The sequence below is a fragment of the Bacillus sp. NEAU-Y102 genome (assembly GCF_054788175.1).
In genome coordinates, this window is sequence record NZ_JBTWFK010000001.1 from 1,116,446 (window position 1) to 1,131,753 (window position 15,308).

Sequence of the window (15,308 nt, forward strand, 5' to 3'; positions counted from 1 at the left end):
TACAACCATATGCAGAGGTTGTCTATTTCAGAAGTAAAAACATAATTTTTCTCTAAAGTCTGAATTATAATCTGAATATTCATATTATTACATGGTATATTATGGTATATTTAGTTTAAAAGGGGTTTAAACCATGCAGCACGTCACTTTATTACCACTAGATTTATGCTATACAAATGTGATTTTCGAGCTATCAAGTGATCCACATATAAAAAATGCATTGGGGATAACGGTAGAAAACATCGAAGACACGAAAACATTTCTTCTTTTCGCAATAGAAGAAGAGCGTCAAAAGAAATCCTTATCGAGAATGATTGTGAATGAAGAAAATGAAATAATTGGCCTCACCACACTTAAACATATTAATAATGAGAAAAAGCAATCTCACATTGGTAGTTGGCTCGGCTATCCGTACTGGGGAAAAGGCTATAACGAGGCTGCTAAAAAAGAAATCTTTAAAATCGCCTTTTTAGACTTACAACTTTCCTACGTATTTGCTGGTGCTAAAACGAATGATATCCGCTCTTTAAAAGCACAAGAAAAACTACCTTATATTTCATTGCATGTGGAAAACAAGTTTCCAGACGAACACGCTGCACTAGAGAAAGAAGTAAAGTCACCTTGCTCTCTGCATGTCGTGTCACGTGAAAATTTTTTAAACTGGTTGAAATTACAGAATGAGGAGGCAAAATATGAAGGTATTGAAAGTTAGTTTAACCGTTGTAGTAGAATTAGCTCTTATTTATCTTTTTTCATTATTGGTCGGTTGGTCATTTATAGAGACCTTTTTCCTTGGTAGTTTAGCAATATTTGCAATTATGTGGTTAATTATTATGAGTAACCATAGAAATAACATTACAGATCACGCAATAAGTAAAACATTAACTGGCGTTGAGACTGGCGAAATAAAACCATTTCAAATTGTTTTGACTCCATCTATTATGGGTACTCTCTCACTTGTTTTAGTCAGTTTTATAATAACAGTTATTTACTATCTACCCTATTTCCTATAAAAAAAGCACTCGTGAATTATCACGAGTGCTTTTTTACTATGCACGAGAAACGTATTTACCTTCACCAGTGTTGATGATAAGCATTTCGCCTTCGTTAATGAAGATTGGTACTTGTACAACAAGACCAGTTTCTAATGTAGCTGGTTTTGTTACGTTAGAAGCAGTATCACCTTTAATACCAGGCTCTGTTTCTGTAACTTGTAATTCAACTGTGTTTGGAAGTTCAACACCAAGTACTTCGCCTTGGTAAGTCATAATTGCTACTTCCATGTTTTCTTTTAGGAATTTAAGTTCGCGCTCGATTTGTTTTTCACCAAGTTCGATTTGCTCATAAGTTCCGTTATCCATAAATACGTGAGCCTCACCGCTTGCGTATAAGTATTGCATACGACGGTTTTCGATGTGTGCTTTTTCTACTTTCTCACCTGCACGGAATGTTTTCTCTTGAACAGAACCTGTGCGAATGTTACGTAGTTTAGAACGAACGAATGCAGCACCTTTACCTGGCTTTACGTGTTGGAAATCAAGTACTTGCCAAAGGGCATTGTCCACTGAAATTGTTAAACCTGTACGAAAATCGTTTACTGAAATCATGTAAAAAAATCCTCCTGTGTATTACAAAATAATAAGTTCTTTTGGTGATTTCGTAATTACTTCATTACCTTCACTTGTCACAATGATATCATCTTCAATACGTACGCCGCCAATACCTGGAATATAAATACCTGGCTCTACTGTTACAGCCATACCTGGTTCAAGTACTGTATCAGAACGGAACGCTAAACCTGGTGCTTCATGGAGTTCAAGACCTATTCCATGACCAGTAGTGTGTCCAAAGTATTCACCATATCCTTTTTCCGTTATGTAGTCACGCGTTAGCGCATCAGCCTCGCGACCTGTTAAACCAGCTTTAATACCGTTCACACCACGTAGTTGTGCTTCTAAAACGATATTATAAATTTCTTTTAATTTATCAGATGGTTCACCGACTGCAATCGTACGAGTAATATCAGAGCAATATCCTTTGTAATAAGCGCCGAAGTCTAATGTAACGAAATCTCCTGTTTCTATCACTTTTTCAGATGCCACGCCGTGCGGTAATGCCGAACGAAGACCTGAAGCAACGATAATATCAAACGAAGAAGATGTTGCTCCTTGTTTTCTCATGAAAAATTCAAGTTCATTTGACACTTCAATTTCAGATACTCCCGGGCGAATGAATGATAGAATATGCTCAAAGGCAGCATCTGCAATCTGTGCAGCTTCCTTTAATATCTTAATCTCTGAATCAGTCTTTATCAAGCGTAACTTTTCTACAAGTCCAGAAGTCGGGATAAATTCAGCATCAATCGCTTCCTTATGCACTGAATAAGAACTATATGTAAGAGTATCTTGCTCAAAACCAAGTTTTTGAATTCCAAGCTCTTTCACTTGCTTTGCCACTTCATCAATGATCAATCCTGCGTGCTGTACAACCTCATATCCAACCGCTTGTTTACTTGCCTGCTCGACGTAACGGAAATCTGTAATAAATTGAGCACGATCTTTTGAAATAAGAACAACGCCTGCTGTTCCTGTGAAGTTAGCCATATATCTACGACTATGTTCATTTGTTAACAAAATACCGTCAATGCCAGCCTCATCAAATGCACTTCGTAATCCTTCAATTTTCTCCATTACTCTATGCCTCCCTCAATTTCTCCATTAATGCAAATAACGCTAACTTATAGCCATAAAAACCAAATCCTACAATTTGACCTGCACAAACAGCTGCCGTCACAGATTCATGACGGAATGATTCACGCTGATGAATGTTAGAAATATGTACTTCAATAACAGGAATCGAAATGCTCGCAATGGCATCACGAATCGCATAGCTATAATGCGTAAATGCTCCCGGATTTAAAATGATCCCTTCATATATATCTTCCGCTTCATGAATAATGTCGATAATGGCACCTTCATGATTCGATTGGAAACATTCTAACTCCACTCCCATTGTTTCTGCTTCTTGCTTCATATCTGCTTCAAGTGTCGCTAGCGTGCCCTTTCCATATACATTTACCTCACGAACACCGAGGCGATTTAGGTTAGGACCGTTTACGAGGAGTAACTTTTTCATATTCTTAAAACTCCTTAATATTAATATCTATACAATATTTTAACATAGGAGTTACTTATTTGAATAGTTCGTCTTCTCTTGCCCTTCTTGTTCTACTTTATTGCTATTTACTGCATAAGAAACAGAATATGCTATAAACACACCATATAATATAAAAATACATATTGTCGTTACAATTGTCTCTTTTGGCAAATGGAGCGCACTTTTAATAACAGGAGCCATTAAACCCATCCCCAAAAACAGTAATGCCCACCAAAATAGCCCATAAATAATTCCCGCAATAATCCCTTCAAACTTTGCAAAAAATGCTTTATATAAAAAGGCAATCAAAATTGAAAGAAGTCCCATACACACTATTCCGGACACATTGCCCCATACCCCCTCTTTCCAACTTCCAAACGCAAATGGTAAAAGGAAATAATTCGGTCCCGCCTCCGTGAATGAAAATATATGAAGGAAATACCATATCCCGCCCCAAAAGATTCCACCAAACAAACCGATCTGCACAAAATTCCTTGTTCCTAATTGTTCTTGACTCACATCGACACCTCCGCTCAATAGTATGCCCGAAACTATTTTGAAGCATGTTTAAATCCTGCGAAATTTGTCTATAAAAAGAATAAGAAATGTCCGACTCTCATAATATTTTCCCTTGTCATCTACTTGTATTTGCCGATAAAATAAAGGAAACTCGGTGATTGTCTTATTTCAAAACGACAGAACCCAGTATGACAATTGCCTCTTTTTCTACATAAGAGAGAAACAAATACAGGTTGGTGTTAACATGGCAGAAGAGTCAAAACAAATATATGGCGGGCAAGCGGTCATAGAAGGAGTTATGTTTGGCGGTAGAGAATATACTGTTACAGCGGTTCGTCGTAAAGATAAATCGATTGAATTTTATCGATTACCACGCGTTCGTAATAAAGTATTATCTATCCTAAAAAAAATTCCATTTTTACGAGGGATTGCCGCTATTGTGGATGCAAGTGCGAATGGAGCAAAGCATTTAAACTTCGCTTCTGAACGATTTGACGTCTACCCAGAAGATGATGAACAAATTGCTAATAAAAAAGAAGAACAATCAAAATTAACGATGGTATTAGGAGTTGCAGCTGTTGGCGTTTTATCTTTCATATTCGGTAAAGTCATTTTCACAGCAGTTCCTGCACTATTAGCTGAATTAACAAGACCGATTTTCCCATCTCATACTGGGCAAATCATTGTCGAAAGTGTCATTAAGCTCATGCTATTATTGAGCTATATATACTTTATTTCTTTAACCCCACTTATTAAGCGGGTATTTCAGTATCACGGTGCAGAGCATAAGGTAATCAATGCTTATGAGAATAACCTTCCTCTGACTGTAGAAAACGTTCAAAAGCAAACTCGTCTCCATTATAGATGCGGCAGTAGCTTTATTATATTTACAGTCATTATTGGAATGTTCGTTTATTTCCTAGTCCCTACAGATCCTCTTTGGGCACGAGTTATAAACAGAATTTTATTAATTCCAGTTGTACTTGGTATTTCTTTTGAAGTATTGCAATTTACAAATCGATTACGAGATATTCCCGTATTACGCGTACTTGGATATCCTGGATTATGGCTACAACTATTAACAACGAAAGAACCAACAGATGATCAAGTGGAAGTAGCAATTGCATCGTTTGAAGAATTATTACGTTTAGAGAACAAACAATAATTATTTAAAAATGGTGTTCAACTCCTTTCCTCATCGTTAATATACTAATTTTAATATACGTTTTTAGGAGGTGTCCCTTATGAACGGTCGTTCGTTTACTTTCGCTATATTTGTGCTTATTATCGGATTGGCAATATTCGGCCTTGTTTCATCTGTTATTACAAATCCCATGGGTGTATTAAGAAATATCGGGTACATGTTACTTGTTGTCGGTATCTTTTACTTGCTATACAAGATGTTTACAAATTCCAGTGGTTCTGCAAAATCGCAAAGCTCATATAAGCGTGCGGCAAAACAATCGAACCGCAAACATGGGAAACAAAATGTAGCACCCCTAGGCAATTCTTTCTTTAAGTCAAATACTTCTAATGACAAAAGTAAAAAAGGGAATTCTTCCACTTTGAAACGAAAAAGAAAACAGTCTCATTTAACTGTCATTGAAGGCAAAAAAAGCAAAAAGAAAGACCGTGCTTCCTTTTAGGAAATACGGTCTTTTTTTATACTTTGAAGCACTTCTTTTAAACTTTTCTCTCTCATACTTTCAATTCGAAGATGATGATTTTCAAATGGTAAATTCCGTGTCACATCATTAGGTACCACAACGCACGTTAATCCCGCTGCAATTGCTGCTCTCAATCCATTTAATGAATCTTCAAACACAACAGCTTCAGACGGCTTAATTCCTAATTCTTCTATTGCAATTCGATAAAGAGCTGGATCTGGTTTTACCTTCTCAACATCTTCTCTCGTTTTAATAACTTCAAAATAATCTCGAATCTGTAGCTCTTCTAAAAAATGAATAACCCATTCTCTAGACGAACTAGAAGCTAGTGCGATTTTTAATCCCATTTCTTTCGCTTCTTCTAAATATTCTTTTACCCCATCACGAGCTTCTGTTATTTTCATTTTCTCTTTATGTAAAGTTGCCACTTTTTCTTTTAATGCACTTTTGTTAAACTTCTCTTTTAATTGATCATTTAAATATGCATAAAGTACCTCATCTGTTGTTCCGATGCATTTCGCAAATTCCTCTAAAGGTAGTTCTTCGCCGTATTCACGAACAGCATCTCTGAAAGAGTGAAACCATATCGTTTCTGTGTCCACAATTAATCCATCAAAATCAAAAATAATTGCTTTCATAATTCTCCCATCCTTTTCGAATTGAAATAAAAAAGGAAACGCCATACGTTCCCCTTAATTACTTTTCTCTTCATTTGCTCTTTGAACACCGCGAAGTGTTTCCACTCGGACTGCATCTTGTTCAAAGTATTCCACTAAATCACCAATGCGATCAATCGCTTCCCAACTTAAATGATGCTCAATTCCTTCTACATCATTGTAAATTTTACCTTCATCCACACCGATAATACGCATAAATTGCTCTAGCAAGTCATGACGATATACGAGACGTTCTCCGATTTTTTTACCTTTTGTTGTTAATACGAGCCCTCTATATTTTTCATAAATTAGATATTCATCTTTGTCTAATTTTTGCACCATTTTTGTTACAGAGGATGGATGTACACTAAGCGCTTCAGCAATATCAGATACGCGGGCATAACCCTTTTCATCAATCAACAAATAAATTTGTTCAATATAATCTTCCATACTAGGGGTAGGCATCGGTTTCCTCCATCCAAGTTCATTTTGCTTATTCCGTACGAAGCAATCAATAAAATGATACACCAGAAAGAATAACGTGACAAGGTGGAAACGAGCCTAAATATATAAAACAAAAAAGAATCTGTATTTGCATACAGACTCCCCTTAAGTAAAGTATTGTATTTCTGCATTAGGAAAAAACTCATTTATATAACCTCTTATCGTTTCTTCCAATACTGCTGCTTCATCTTTTTTATATACATATTTTCCGATGCCGTATCGTCCCCATTTATATTTACGCTTCTCTTCATCCATTTCAAGTTTCGTCTTCGGATAACGCTCTTGAATGACCTTTTTTGCCGGTTTTGTAAAGCGATGTTGAATTAATTCAAATGTTAAATTTGGTATCGACAAATCTTTTAGTGCATTGTACAGTCGCTCAAATAGTTCACGGTATCCTTCTTCCCACCCTTCATGCATATAAAGCGGCGCAACTATAAATCCAAGTGGATAACCCGCACCTGCTACTTTACGTGCAGCCTCTATTCGCTCCTCAAACGGCGATGTCCCTGGTTCAAAATTTTTAATTACATATCGTGAATTTATACTAAATCGAAAACGAGTTTTCCCATTATGCTTTGCATCTAATAAATGATCAACGTGCGAATATTTCGTGACGAAACGTAAGCGCCCATATTCACTTTCTCCAATGAATTCAATCGCCCGCTTTAATGCATGTGTTAAATGATCAATTCCAACAATGTCTGATGTACACGCTGCTTCAAATCTTGTTATTTCAGGTGCCCTTTCATCCATATATTGCTTTGCCTTCTCAAATATTTCATCAAGATTGACATACACACGAACGTAAGGCTTACTCCCAAGTGTCGTTTGCAAATAGCAATAATGACAATGTCCCATACACCCTGTTGCGAGCGGAATTGCATATTCAGCTGACGGTTTTGACGTATCAAACTTTAGCGTCTTCCTCACTCCAACGACAAGTGTAGCCTTTGCATTACGATACTTTTGCAAATCATTTTCTCCTGGCAAATTTCTAATTTGATTATGTGATGTCGTTTCACGAATTTCTAATCCCATCTTCGTAAACTTCTCATAAAGCTCTTTTCCAAGTGGATATTCAAGTGCCTTTGGTTCAAAGTAAACGAGTTTTGGCATAAATGGTTTCATATGCTTCCCTCCTCTCGTTAGTATGGGAAGCATTGAAAAATTAACACTCATTAAAGTTTTCCACTTCAGTAACTTGCTTTGCAAGTTACTTAATGTTATAATTTGGATAACAGCTACCTTGCACAGCAAGTTACCTAAATAAAAGGTGGTGAAATCATGCACAGCCAAATGTTAAAAGGAGTGCTCGAAGGTTGCATCCTATACATTATTTCACAAGAAGAAGTGTACGGATATGAACTGAGTACAAAATTAAATAAGCACGGCTTTACATTCGTAAGCGAAGGAAGCATATATCCGTTATTGTTACGTATGCAAAAAGAAAAATTGATTGAAGGAACATTAAAAGCTTCCTCACTCGGTCCAAAGCGAAAATATTATCACGTAACCGATAAAGGGTTAGAACAACTTGAAGAATTTAAACAAAGCTGGGGAATGGTTTCTACTACGGTAAATAACTTATTACAGGGGGAGTGATAGGGATGAATGCACAAGACATGATTGAATTGAATAATAAAAAACGTGAGCTTCTAACTTCCGAAAACGAGGCTGCTTATGGTGATATGTTAGTATATCTTCGAATATCAAACGTACCCGAGCAACAAATGGAGGAACTGTTACTAGAAATATTAGATCACCTCATCGAAGCACAAGCAGAAAATAAAAACGCTTATGACATCTTTGGAGATAATTTACAATCTTATTGCGATGAACTTATATCAGCTTTACCAACTCAAACAAAGTTAGAAAAAACTTCTTTAATTGGATTTTCTATTAGCTTACTTCTTGCTATACAGTTTGGCATAAATGCAATTATTTCATTTTTTATGTTTCTCTTTGAAAAAAACAATACATTATCAAGTCCGCCTTTTAGCATCCTTGGAACTACTTTGTCTGTTTCAATAATTATACTAGGTATACTATTTATTTTATATTTATTAAAGCGTTACTCCTTTGATCAGAAAATGAATTGGAAAAGAAGAATTCTATTTGGATTCGCATTTGCTACTCCATTTTGTTCCGCTGTATTCTTAAATATTTATTTCCAAAAGCAACCTTATCTCATTTACCATCTAAACTTTTGGCAAAGTGCCTTAATTGCTATCTTATTTTTTATTTTATATAAATTACTATACAAAAAATCAAATTTTTAACAGCCCTTCAAAAGGCTGTTTTTCTTCTGTCTAATTTTACAAATTGAAAAATTTCATAAAGAAAATAAGAAAAATGCAAAATAATTAAAGTTAATTGTTGACGTGATGCTTTTATTATCGGTATCATAAATCTTCGTGAGCAATTATTTTTCGTTATACGATTTTTTTATTATTACTGAATTTTTGAGAGGAGAAATTAGATGTCAGTTAAGAAGAAAACGCAAGTACGCACCGGCAAAATGGTACGTGAACTAATGTTAGCAGACGAAGATGTAAATGCTTCGCTAATTATGGTATATAGTGAAAACGGTGTAAACGCAGAAATTAAAATCGAGGGCTTAACGCCGAAATGTAACGAAGAATTATTTTTGAGCGGAAACGTGGATTGGAACAAGAGTGTTATTTATAAAATTGTTGATTTCACTGGAAACGCTGAAGTTGGTAAAGTTACATTAACAGCGATGAACAAAAACAATGTTTCTCTAGAAATTGAACGCGTTATGTGGAGTAAAGAAAATAAAGACGCTGCCGAGCAAGAAGAAACACAGGTAGAAGCAGCGCCGAAAAAAGAAGTAGTTGTAGAAGCTCCAAAAGCAATTACACCCGCTCCTAAGCCTGTTACGCGTGTGGAAACACCTGCTATGGCACCTAAGCCTACTCCGGTACCGACACCGAAGCCAGTAAGTGTAGAAGCGGCTGTAGAACTAACTACTCCAGCACCTGTGAAAAAAGTAGTCCCTACTCCAGTTACAAAGCAAGAAACAGCACCGGTTGCTCCTACAAAACCGAAGCAGCCTGCTTTGACTGAAACAAATTCAAAACTACAAGAAAATTATGTTAAACTCGTGAAAAAGACAATTGAAGTTTGTCAAGATTACGAGCTTGGCATCGACATAGATGATTCTATTGAAAGCTTAAAAGAAGAACTACAAAGCCAAGGTATTAGCGTTACATTTGACAAAGAAATTATGGACGTTGTAAGTCGCCTTCGTTCTTTACAAGATAAAGGAATCAAAGTAGAAAAAGTACTTAATTTACTATAAAAAAATAAGAGGTGGCAATTGCCATCTCTTATTTTTTATAATTCCACTCATTACTTTCATACTTCTCTTTCGCTAACGTTTGAACTTCATGTAACTGTTCTTCTGTTAATTCATATGGAACAAGTTCTACATCCAATCCTTTTTCAAACCCAATTTCAAACGCTTTAATTAACTGTTCTATCGTAAATGTACGGTCTGTTAATTCATTAATTGCTACCGCTTTAGAAGAAAACATACTTTTCATACGTTCCTTCACACGTTCATTTGGGAATAAAAATAGATCATATAGTTCATCTAAATCAATTTCTAATGGAATCGATCCATGCTGTAAAATAACACCTTTTTGACGTGTTTGAGCACTACCAGCAATTTTTCTTCCTTCCACTACAATTTCATACCAAGATGGTGCATCAAAACATACGCCTGAACGTGGATTTTTTAAATTTTCACGATCTGCTTCTGTTTTTGGAACTGCATAATATGCTTCTAGCCCTAATGCCTTAAAACCATCTAATAAGCCTTGCGAAATAACACGATACGCTTCTGTAACTGTTTTCGGCATATTCGGATGATCTTCAGACACAATAACACTATACGTTAACTCTTTGTCATGTAGTACACCCCTGCCGCCTGTTTGACGACGAACGAATCCATATTTCTTTTCGTTAACTACATCCATATTAATATCTTTTTCAACACGTTGAAAATATCCAACTGTTAATGTTGGTACTTCCCATTCATAAAAACGAATTGTTGGTGGCATTTTCTTTTCACTTTGCCAATTTAATAAACATTCATCTAACGCCATATTAAATGCCGGTGAACATTGACCAGAGTTAATATAACACCATTTTTCTTTTCCCATCCTGCACCTCATATAACCAAGTATTTTTCACATTCTCTAGTCTACCAAATTCGACAAAATTTGTGAAAGAATATGAAATTTCTTCTTATATGCAAATGAATCTGTTGCATAAATACATATGGGCATTATAATATTGAAAGTAGGATAAGAAAAAAGGGAGCGATAGAATCGTGTCAACAACTTGGATTATTTTATTAGCCGTAATCGTAGCATTCATCGGCTACACTGTATGGATGTACTTCTATCAGAAAAAATTAATTAAAACTCTTACAGAAGAAGAATTTCGCGCTGGCTACCGTAAAGCACAGCTTATCGATATTCGTGAAACAGATGAATATAACGCAGGGCACATTTTAGGTGCACGTAACATTCCGTTATCACAAATTCGCCTTCGCCATAAAGAACTTCGTCAAGATCAACCTGTTTACTTATATTGCCAAAGCGGATTCCGTACAGGTCGTGCAGCGCAATACTTAAAAAAACAAGGCTACAAAGATTTCTACCAATTACAAGGTGGATTTAAATCTTGGACAGGCAAAATTAAAAAGAAATAATAACATACAAAAAACTAGCTGAATAAATCAGCTAGTTTTTTCATTTCATCTTATTCGCAATGTATAATAAATTTTGCTTAATCGTGTCTTTATCGCTCTCTTCTACATTCCGATACAATAGCTGATATTCAATTCCTTTCTCTTTCCATAGAAGCGTAGCAAATTCGTCACCACGTTCATAATCATCTTTATTTTTAAAATAAGCAGACGTTCCATTATTTAGTTTCATTTGTTCTTGAAATCGCTTCTCTTCCACGAAATCCGGAAAACTATAAGGAAAGTTCGCGACATTTAACTCAATATACTCATTTCTACCTTGCTCCTGCTGTTTATATTTAATCGTTAAGACAGCCTTCTTTTTCCCAAGCGTTCTTACTTCACCCTTTACATCACTTATAATGTCGTACGGTAAAAACGTTGGAACTTTAAACTTCACCGGAAAATATTTTGGAATTTCCTTTAGCGGAATAGGATCCGTAACACGATCCATAGCTCCTCCTGTTGTTCCCACAAAGTGTTTTTCTTCTTGCATCGTTTGCTGAAACGAACACGAACTAAGTACAAAACTAGAAAACACGAAACAAATGATTCTTTTTTTCAATTTGTTTCCGCCCTTTCATACCGCTCTCTTAACGAACGAAGCGTTGATCCCGCACTAACGGCCCGATTAGTGCCGGCTAATAATCAGTGGGGGATGGCGCCCACTGATTAAAGTTTCACTTTATATGCTCTTCATATTCGCTTTGTCACCAAACTACACCTTTGAAAACTTTCCACGTTATTCTCACACATTTTGACAACACTTTTTGCAAACAAAAAAGACCCCTATCATTCTTACGCCCAAGTGAAAAGGTTACGCGAATAAAAAGAAGTCTTATTAATACCATAGTTTGTGAAAAGCTTTTCAGGTCAAGATTTTTTCTTTCTTATTATTTTCCCTTTATAATAAGAGAAAGAGGTGATACATATGGCCAATATAAAACAAATTGCTAAAACTGCTGGTGTATCGATATCAACTGTTTCTCGTGTCCTGAATAATCACCCTTACGTAAAAGAAGAAAAGCGTAAGCGTGTTCTAGATGCTGTTGAAGAATTAAACTACGCAAAAAATATAAATGCTGTCCATTTAATAAGAGGGAAAACATATACAATTGGCGTTATGCTCCCTTTCATTAACCTCCCCTACTTCAGTACCATTATTGAAGGAATTGGTAACGAAGCATTATTAGCTGGGTATCACATTAATTTATGCCAAACAAATTACGATAGCCTTGAAGAAATTCGTGTTCTTGAAATGATGAAAATGAAACAATTTGATGGGATGATTATTTGCTCCCGGACGAGCTCTTGGGAACAAATCGAACCTTTCGCAAAATTTGCCCCTATTATTTCATGTGAAAAAATGAACCATCCCCTCATTTCATCCATCTACGTAGATCATTATGAAGGCTTTCGTCTCGGTACTACCTATTTACTAAGTAAAGGCCATGAAAAGATCGGAATTTGTTTAGCGAGAAAAACAAGTGTAAATTCCATGGAGCGTGAAAAGGCGTTCGCCGATACACTTTGTAACGAAGGGAAGACGTTGCATCCTGAATGGATTTTCCACCAATGCTATACAATGCAGGACGGAGCACAAATACTCCATCGTATTTTAAATATGAAAAATCGTCCAACTGCTATTTTCACAGCGAACGATCAAGTTGCAGCTGGTTTATTAACAGAGGCTCGAAAACATGGCATCCGAGTACCTGAAGACCTTGCTATCCTTGGATTTGATAATCATGAAATTTCAAAGGCATTAGAAATTTCCACAATTGAACATCCCGGTCTCGCAATGGGCTCACATGCTTTTTCTTTATTCCATAAGCAGATTCAAAGCGAGCAAATTGTCGGCAGTGCAAAAGAGCTTTCATTCCATTTAATTAAGCGAGAGACTGTCTAAAAAGAGCGTTACCTATAATGCTCTTTTTCAGCTCTTCACCTATTGACATTATATTTTTCATCTCATATAATTAACCTAACGAACGGTAGGTAGGGGATGAAAATGACAGCAAACCGCATTAAAGCTGTAGCACTTTCTCATTTTGCACGCTACGGCTATGAAGGAACTTCATTGGCAAATATTGCTCAAGAAGTTGGGATTAAAAAACCATCGATTTACGCACACTTTAAAGGAAAAGAAGAGCTATATTTCATATGCTTAGAATCTGCTCTTCAAAAAGATTTGCAGAGCTTCACAGGCGATATCGAAAGCTTTTCCAATTCGTCCACTGAAGAATTGCTTTTAAAATTATTAAAAGGCTATGCAAAACGATTTGGTGAAAGTGAAGAATCAATGTTTTGGTTACGAACTTCTTATTTTCCGCCTGATGCATTTCGCGAACAAATTATTGATAAAGCAAATGTACACATTGAAAACGTCGGAAAACTTTTATTCCCTGTATTTAAAAGAGCAAGCGAACAAGATGAGCTGCATAACATTGAAGTAAAAGACGCCTTAGAGGCTTTTCTATGCTTACTCGATGGTCTTATGGTTGAACTATTATACGCAGGTTTAAATCGTTTTGAGACACGTTTAGACGCTTCTTGGAAAGTATTTTGGCGTGGACTTTCAAACTGACGGATTGCTCCTTTGCAATGCGTCGTTTTTAAGCACTTTACCTAACGACTGGTAGGAAGGAGAAATGACATATGGCATGGATTTATGTAATCATCGCTGGTATTATTGAAATCTTTTGGGTGATTGGACTAAAAAAAGCGGAGGCACCACTTGAGTGGGCTGGTGTTGCTCTATTAATTACAATTAGTTTCGTCTTATTATTTAGAGCTTATAAAGATTTACCTGTCGGCACTGTATATGCAGTCTTCACAGGAATCGGAGCTGGCGGAATCGTTCTTACAGAGATTTTCATCTTCGGAGAACCTTTCTCTATTGTAAAAGTTTTATTAATCGGTTTAATCTTCTTCGGAGTAATTGGTCTAAAACGAGTAACAGAAGAAAAAGAAACGAAGGAGGCTGCATAAAATGGCTTGGGTATTTTTAATTCTAGCTGGTATTTGTGAAATTATTGGTGTACTCTTTATGAAAGTAGCCACTGAAAAGAAAGGCTGGGCACCAAAAGTTATTTTAATCGCTAACTTCGGCGTAAGCTTCTTCTTCTTATCTCTTGCGATGAACACGTTACCGATGGGAACTGCTTACGCGATTTGGACTGGAATCGGAACTGCTGGAAGTGCACTTCTAGGCATTCTCATTTTCCGAGAATCAGCGGATTGGCGTCGTCTTGCTTTCTTAAGCTGCATTTTATGCGGCGCTGTTGGCTTAAAACTATTAAGCTAACGTGAGGTGAATGTCATGTGGAAAGAAAAAGGGAATCAACTGTTAGCATGGATTACACTCGGGATTGTCATTCTATTACAAATAAGTTTTCATATAATAGAATCATTGTTTCATAAAGTATTATCCATTCTCACATTCCTTCCTAACATGACACTTGAAATTATATCGATTGTTTGGTCCATTATCGCCTCCATTGCAATCGTCATTATATGGAGTATCGCCAAGCTATGGAATAAGTTATTTAAAAAGGACAGTACTTCTAAAAAAGAGTAACTGTCCTTTTTTGTATTCATTCAGATTTTCTATAAAAGTTAGATGCAATAAGACAAAACAGACCAACTATGACAATACTTATACCAATCCCTTTATGCAAATTAGGAAACGGTGATGGTATGTCTGAATAAAAATTTGCTAATATGAGACCGATTGAAACGAAAAGTACCCCTATTCTATATAACCATTTTCTTTTGTTCATCATTCTCCCCTCCTAAAATTTTTCATACACTCCTTTCTTTTGGACAGACTACCTAAAAAAGGAGTGAATAATATGCCAAATTCTATACATAAACAAATCCTATTTTTATTTTTCCTATTTCTTATTCTCATCATCGTTTTCAGCTTTATATTACATACTCCAAAAGATGTGCCAAATAGCGTTTCTTTTTATAAACTACTGCTCTCGTATTGTCGTTATTGAAGAAGGTGCCTTTTTTAAGGCA

23 protein-coding genes are annotated in these 15,308 nt (G+C 36.0%); 13 read left to right on the forward strand and 10 right to left on the reverse strand.

What is annotated here, in order from left to right:
• The first annotated feature begins 133 nt into the window (after nucleotides 1-133).
• A complete protein-coding gene (locus ACYFX0_RS05550; protein WP_460270006.1) occupies nucleotides 134-712 on the forward strand; it encodes a GNAT family N-acetyltransferase in 579 nt (192 codons plus the stop codon).
• A complete protein-coding gene (locus ACYFX0_RS05555) occupies nucleotides 693-1,013 on the forward strand; it encodes a hypothetical protein (protein WP_000866225.1) in 321 nt (106 codons plus the stop codon). Before ACYFX0_RS05550 ends, ACYFX0_RS05555 begins: the two co-directional genes overlap by 20 nt.
• 36 nt (nucleotides 1,014-1,049) lie before the next feature.
• Here ACYFX0_RS05555 and efp read toward each other — a convergent pair whose 3' ends face one another.
• From efp to ACYFX0_RS05575, 4 genes are read right to left on the reverse strand one after another with little or no spacing between them, the layout of a single operon-like run.
• Entirely contained in the window at nucleotides 1,050-1,607 is a 558-nt protein-coding gene (gene efp / locus ACYFX0_RS05560; protein WP_000626513.1) for an elongation factor P, read from the reverse strand.
• A gap of 21 nt (nucleotides 1,608-1,628) precedes the next feature.
• Nucleotides 1,629-2,690, reverse strand: a complete 1,062-nt coding sequence (pepQ, locus tag ACYFX0_RS05565; RefSeq protein WP_000411021.1) for a Xaa-Pro dipeptidase — start codon at nucleotides 2,688-2,690, stop codon at nucleotides 1,629-1,631.
• Nucleotides 2,691-2,694: 4 nt separating this feature from the next.
• On the reverse strand, nucleotides 2,695-3,135 hold the full coding sequence (aroQ, locus tag ACYFX0_RS05570; protein ID WP_000735140.1) for a type II 3-dehydroquinate dehydratase: 441 nt from the start codon (nucleotides 3,133-3,135) through the stop codon (nucleotides 2,695-2,697).
• 51 nt (nucleotides 3,136-3,186) lie between these two features.
• A complete protein-coding gene (locus ACYFX0_RS05575; protein ID WP_000076885.1) occupies nucleotides 3,187-3,675 on the reverse strand; it encodes a YqhR family membrane protein in 489 nt (162 codons plus the stop codon).
• 244 nt (nucleotides 3,676-3,919) lie between these two features.
• Here ACYFX0_RS05575 and ACYFX0_RS05580 point away from each other — a divergent pair, with 244 nt between their 5' ends.
• Together ACYFX0_RS05580 and ACYFX0_RS05585 are read left to right on the forward strand one after the other, a co-directional pair.
• Nucleotides 3,920-4,840, forward strand: a complete 921-nt coding sequence (locus tag ACYFX0_RS05580; protein WP_106081558.1) for a DUF1385 domain-containing protein — start codon at nucleotides 3,920-3,922, stop codon at nucleotides 4,838-4,840.
• Nucleotides 4,841-4,919: 79 nt separating this feature from the next.
• Nucleotides 4,920-5,321, forward strand: a complete 402-nt coding sequence (locus tag ACYFX0_RS05585; protein WP_106081557.1) for an SA1362 family protein — start codon at nucleotides 4,920-4,922, stop codon at nucleotides 5,319-5,321.
• On the opposite strand, the gene ACYFX0_RS05590 is transcribed toward ACYFX0_RS05585, so the two are convergent.
• The 3 genes from ACYFX0_RS05590 to splB all read right to left on the reverse strand — a co-directional run bounded on the left by ACYFX0_RS05590 (nucleotide 5,318) and on the right by splB (nucleotide 7,633).
• Nucleotides 5,318-5,980, reverse strand: coding sequence for an HAD family hydrolase (locus ACYFX0_RS05590; RefSeq protein ID WP_137073890.1), 663 nt, complete (start codon nucleotides 5,978-5,980; stop codon nucleotides 5,318-5,320). The genes ACYFX0_RS05585 and ACYFX0_RS05590 overlap by 4 nt on opposite strands.
• Before the next feature lie 54 nt (nucleotides 5,981-6,034).
• On the reverse strand, nucleotides 6,035-6,463 hold the full coding sequence (gene mntR / locus ACYFX0_RS05595) for a transcriptional regulator MntR (protein ID WP_001143081.1): 429 nt from the start codon (nucleotides 6,461-6,463) through the stop codon (nucleotides 6,035-6,037).
• Between the two features lie 144 nt (nucleotides 6,464-6,607).
• Nucleotides 6,608-7,633, reverse strand: coding sequence for a spore photoproduct lyase (gene splB / locus ACYFX0_RS05600; RefSeq protein ID WP_000802106.1), 1,026 nt, complete (start codon nucleotides 7,631-7,633; stop codon nucleotides 6,608-6,610).
• Nucleotides 7,634-7,789: 156 nt separating this feature from the next.
• Between splB and ACYFX0_RS05605 the strand changes: the two genes are divergently transcribed.
• From ACYFX0_RS05605 to ACYFX0_RS05615, 3 genes are all read left to right on the forward strand, one after another.
• Nucleotides 7,790-8,107 (forward strand): PadR family transcriptional regulator, encoded by a 318-nt coding sequence (locus ACYFX0_RS05605; protein ID WP_000556083.1) that lies wholly within the window; start codon nucleotides 7,790-7,792, stop codon nucleotides 8,105-8,107.
• Between the two features lie 5 nt (nucleotides 8,108-8,112).
• Nucleotides 8,113-8,784: a DUF1129 family protein gene (locus ACYFX0_RS05610; RefSeq protein WP_000993585.1), complete on the forward strand. Its 672-nt coding sequence runs from the start codon at nucleotides 8,113-8,115 to the stop codon at nucleotides 8,782-8,784.
• Nucleotides 8,785-8,984: 200 nt separating this feature from the next.
• Complete coding sequence (locus ACYFX0_RS05615) at nucleotides 8,985-9,827, forward strand: hypothetical protein (protein ID WP_086396370.1); 843 nt, start codon at nucleotides 8,985-8,987, stop codon at nucleotides 9,825-9,827.
• 28 nt (nucleotides 9,828-9,855) lie between these two features.
• Here ACYFX0_RS05615 and ACYFX0_RS05620 read toward each other — a convergent pair whose 3' ends face one another.
• Nucleotides 9,856-10,692, reverse strand: coding sequence for a lipoate--protein ligase family protein (locus tag ACYFX0_RS05620; RefSeq protein ID WP_000514076.1), 837 nt, complete (start codon nucleotides 10,690-10,692; stop codon nucleotides 9,856-9,858).
• Nucleotides 10,693-10,862: 170 nt separating this feature from the next.
• Here ACYFX0_RS05620 and ACYFX0_RS05625 point away from each other — a divergent pair, with 170 nt between their 5' ends.
• On the forward strand, nucleotides 10,863-11,246 hold the full coding sequence (locus ACYFX0_RS05625) for a rhodanese-like domain-containing protein (protein ID WP_000108654.1): 384 nt from the start codon (nucleotides 10,863-10,865) through the stop codon (nucleotides 11,244-11,246).
• A 40-nt stretch (nucleotides 11,247-11,286) separates the two neighbouring features.
• On the opposite strand, the gene ACYFX0_RS05630 is transcribed toward ACYFX0_RS05625, so the two are convergent.
• Nucleotides 11,287-11,823, reverse strand: coding sequence for a hypothetical protein (locus ACYFX0_RS05630; protein WP_033668925.1), 537 nt, complete (start codon nucleotides 11,821-11,823; stop codon nucleotides 11,287-11,289).
• Between the two features lie 390 nt (nucleotides 11,824-12,213).
• On the opposite strand from ACYFX0_RS05630, the gene ACYFX0_RS05635 reads away from it, so the two are divergent.
• The 5 genes from ACYFX0_RS05635 (at nucleotide 12,214) to ACYFX0_RS05655 (ending at nucleotide 14,862) form a co-directional block, all read left to right on the forward strand.
• Entirely contained in the window at nucleotides 12,214-13,191 is a 978-nt protein-coding gene (locus ACYFX0_RS05635) for a LacI family DNA-binding transcriptional regulator (RefSeq protein WP_001273990.1), read from the forward strand.
• 96 nt (nucleotides 13,192-13,287) lie between these two features.
• Nucleotides 13,288-13,869 (forward strand): TetR/AcrR family transcriptional regulator, encoded by a 582-nt coding sequence (locus ACYFX0_RS05640; protein ID WP_002082177.1) that lies wholly within the window; start codon nucleotides 13,288-13,290, stop codon nucleotides 13,867-13,869.
• Nucleotides 13,870-13,940: 71 nt separating this feature from the next.
• Nucleotides 13,941-14,273, forward strand: coding sequence for a DMT family transporter (locus tag ACYFX0_RS05645; RefSeq protein ID WP_000312340.1), 333 nt, complete (start codon nucleotides 13,941-13,943; stop codon nucleotides 14,271-14,273).
• A 1-nt stretch (nucleotide 14,274) separates the two neighbouring features.
• Complete coding sequence (locus tag ACYFX0_RS05650; protein ID WP_000312623.1) at nucleotides 14,275-14,589, forward strand: DMT family transporter; 315 nt, start codon at nucleotides 14,275-14,277, stop codon at nucleotides 14,587-14,589.
• Between the two features lie 15 nt (nucleotides 14,590-14,604).
• Nucleotides 14,605-14,862 (forward strand): DUF3975 family protein, encoded by a 258-nt coding sequence (locus ACYFX0_RS05655; RefSeq protein WP_000265402.1) that lies wholly within the window; start codon nucleotides 14,605-14,607, stop codon nucleotides 14,860-14,862.
• A gap of 16 nt (nucleotides 14,863-14,878) precedes the next feature.
• Here the strand turns inward: ACYFX0_RS05655 and ACYFX0_RS05660 are convergent, their stop codons facing one another.
• Nucleotides 14,879-15,067 (reverse strand): hypothetical protein, encoded by a 189-nt coding sequence (locus ACYFX0_RS05660; RefSeq protein WP_002082175.1) that lies wholly within the window; start codon nucleotides 15,065-15,067, stop codon nucleotides 14,879-14,881.
• Nucleotides 15,068-15,308 lie beyond the last annotated feature (241 nt).

What these genes read in the sequence shown, in the direction of transcription:
- ACYFX0_RS05580 (WP_106081558.1), top strand. Translation starts at nt 3,920, where the DNA reads ATGGCAGAAGAGTCAAAACAAATATATGGCGGGCAAGCGGTCATAGAA.
- ACYFX0_RS05640 (WP_002082177.1), top strand. Translation starts at nt 13,288, where the DNA reads ATGAAAATGACAGCAAACCGCATTAAAGCTGTAGCACTTTCTCATTTT.
- ACYFX0_RS05650 (WP_000312623.1), top strand. Translation starts at nt 14,275, where the DNA reads ATGGCTTGGGTATTTTTAATTCTAGCTGGTATTTGTGAAATTATTGGT.
- ACYFX0_RS05660 (WP_002082175.1), bottom strand. Translation starts at nt 15,067, where the DNA reads ATGATGAACAAAAGAAAATGGTTATATAGAATAGGGGTACTTTTCGTT.
- ACYFX0_RS05645 (WP_000312340.1), top strand. Translation starts at nt 13,941, where the DNA reads ATGGCATGGATTTATGTAATCATCGCTGGTATTATTGAAATCTTTTGG.
- ACYFX0_RS05590 (WP_137073890.1), bottom strand. Translation starts at nt 5,980, where the DNA reads ATGAAAGCAATTATTTTTGATTTTGATGGATTAATTGTGGACACAGAA.
- splB (WP_000802106.1), bottom strand. Translation starts at nt 7,633, where the DNA reads ATGAAACCATTTATGCCAAAACTCGTTTACTTTGAACCAAAGGCACTT.
- ACYFX0_RS05550 (WP_460270006.1), top strand. Translation starts at nt 134, where the DNA reads ATGCAGCACGTCACTTTATTACCACTAGATTTATGCTATACAAATGTG.
- ACYFX0_RS05620 (WP_000514076.1), bottom strand. Translation starts at nt 10,692, where the DNA reads ATGGGAAAAGAAAAATGGTGTTATATTAACTCTGGTCAATGTTCACCG.
- mntR (WP_001143081.1), bottom strand. Translation starts at nt 6,463, where the DNA reads ATGCCTACCCCTAGTATGGAAGATTATATTGAACAAATTTATTTGTTG.
- ACYFX0_RS05615 (WP_086396370.1), top strand. Translation starts at nt 8,985, where the DNA reads ATGTCAGTTAAGAAGAAAACGCAAGTACGCACCGGCAAAATGGTACGT.
- pepQ (WP_000411021.1), bottom strand. Translation starts at nt 2,690, where the DNA reads ATGGAGAAAATTGAAGGATTACGAAGTGCATTTGATGAGGCTGGCATT.
- ACYFX0_RS05585 (WP_106081557.1), top strand. Translation starts at nt 4,920, where the DNA reads ATGAACGGTCGTTCGTTTACTTTCGCTATATTTGTGCTTATTATCGGA.
- ACYFX0_RS05555 (WP_000866225.1), top strand. Translation starts at nt 693, where the DNA reads ATGAAGGTATTGAAAGTTAGTTTAACCGTTGTAGTAGAATTAGCTCTT.
- ACYFX0_RS05605 (WP_000556083.1), top strand. Translation starts at nt 7,790, where the DNA reads ATGCACAGCCAAATGTTAAAAGGAGTGCTCGAAGGTTGCATCCTATAC.
- ACYFX0_RS05635 (WP_001273990.1), top strand. Translation starts at nt 12,214, where the DNA reads ATGGCCAATATAAAACAAATTGCTAAAACTGCTGGTGTATCGATATCA.
- ACYFX0_RS05610 (WP_000993585.1), top strand. Translation starts at nt 8,113, where the DNA reads ATGAATGCACAAGACATGATTGAATTGAATAATAAAAAACGTGAGCTT.
- efp (WP_000626513.1), bottom strand. Translation starts at nt 1,607, where the DNA reads ATGATTTCAGTAAACGATTTTCGTACAGGTTTAACAATTTCAGTGGAC.
- ACYFX0_RS05655 (WP_000265402.1), top strand. Translation starts at nt 14,605, where the DNA reads ATGTGGAAAGAAAAAGGGAATCAACTGTTAGCATGGATTACACTCGGG.
- aroQ (WP_000735140.1), bottom strand. Translation starts at nt 3,135, where the DNA reads ATGAAAAAGTTACTCCTCGTAAACGGTCCTAACCTAAATCGCCTCGGT.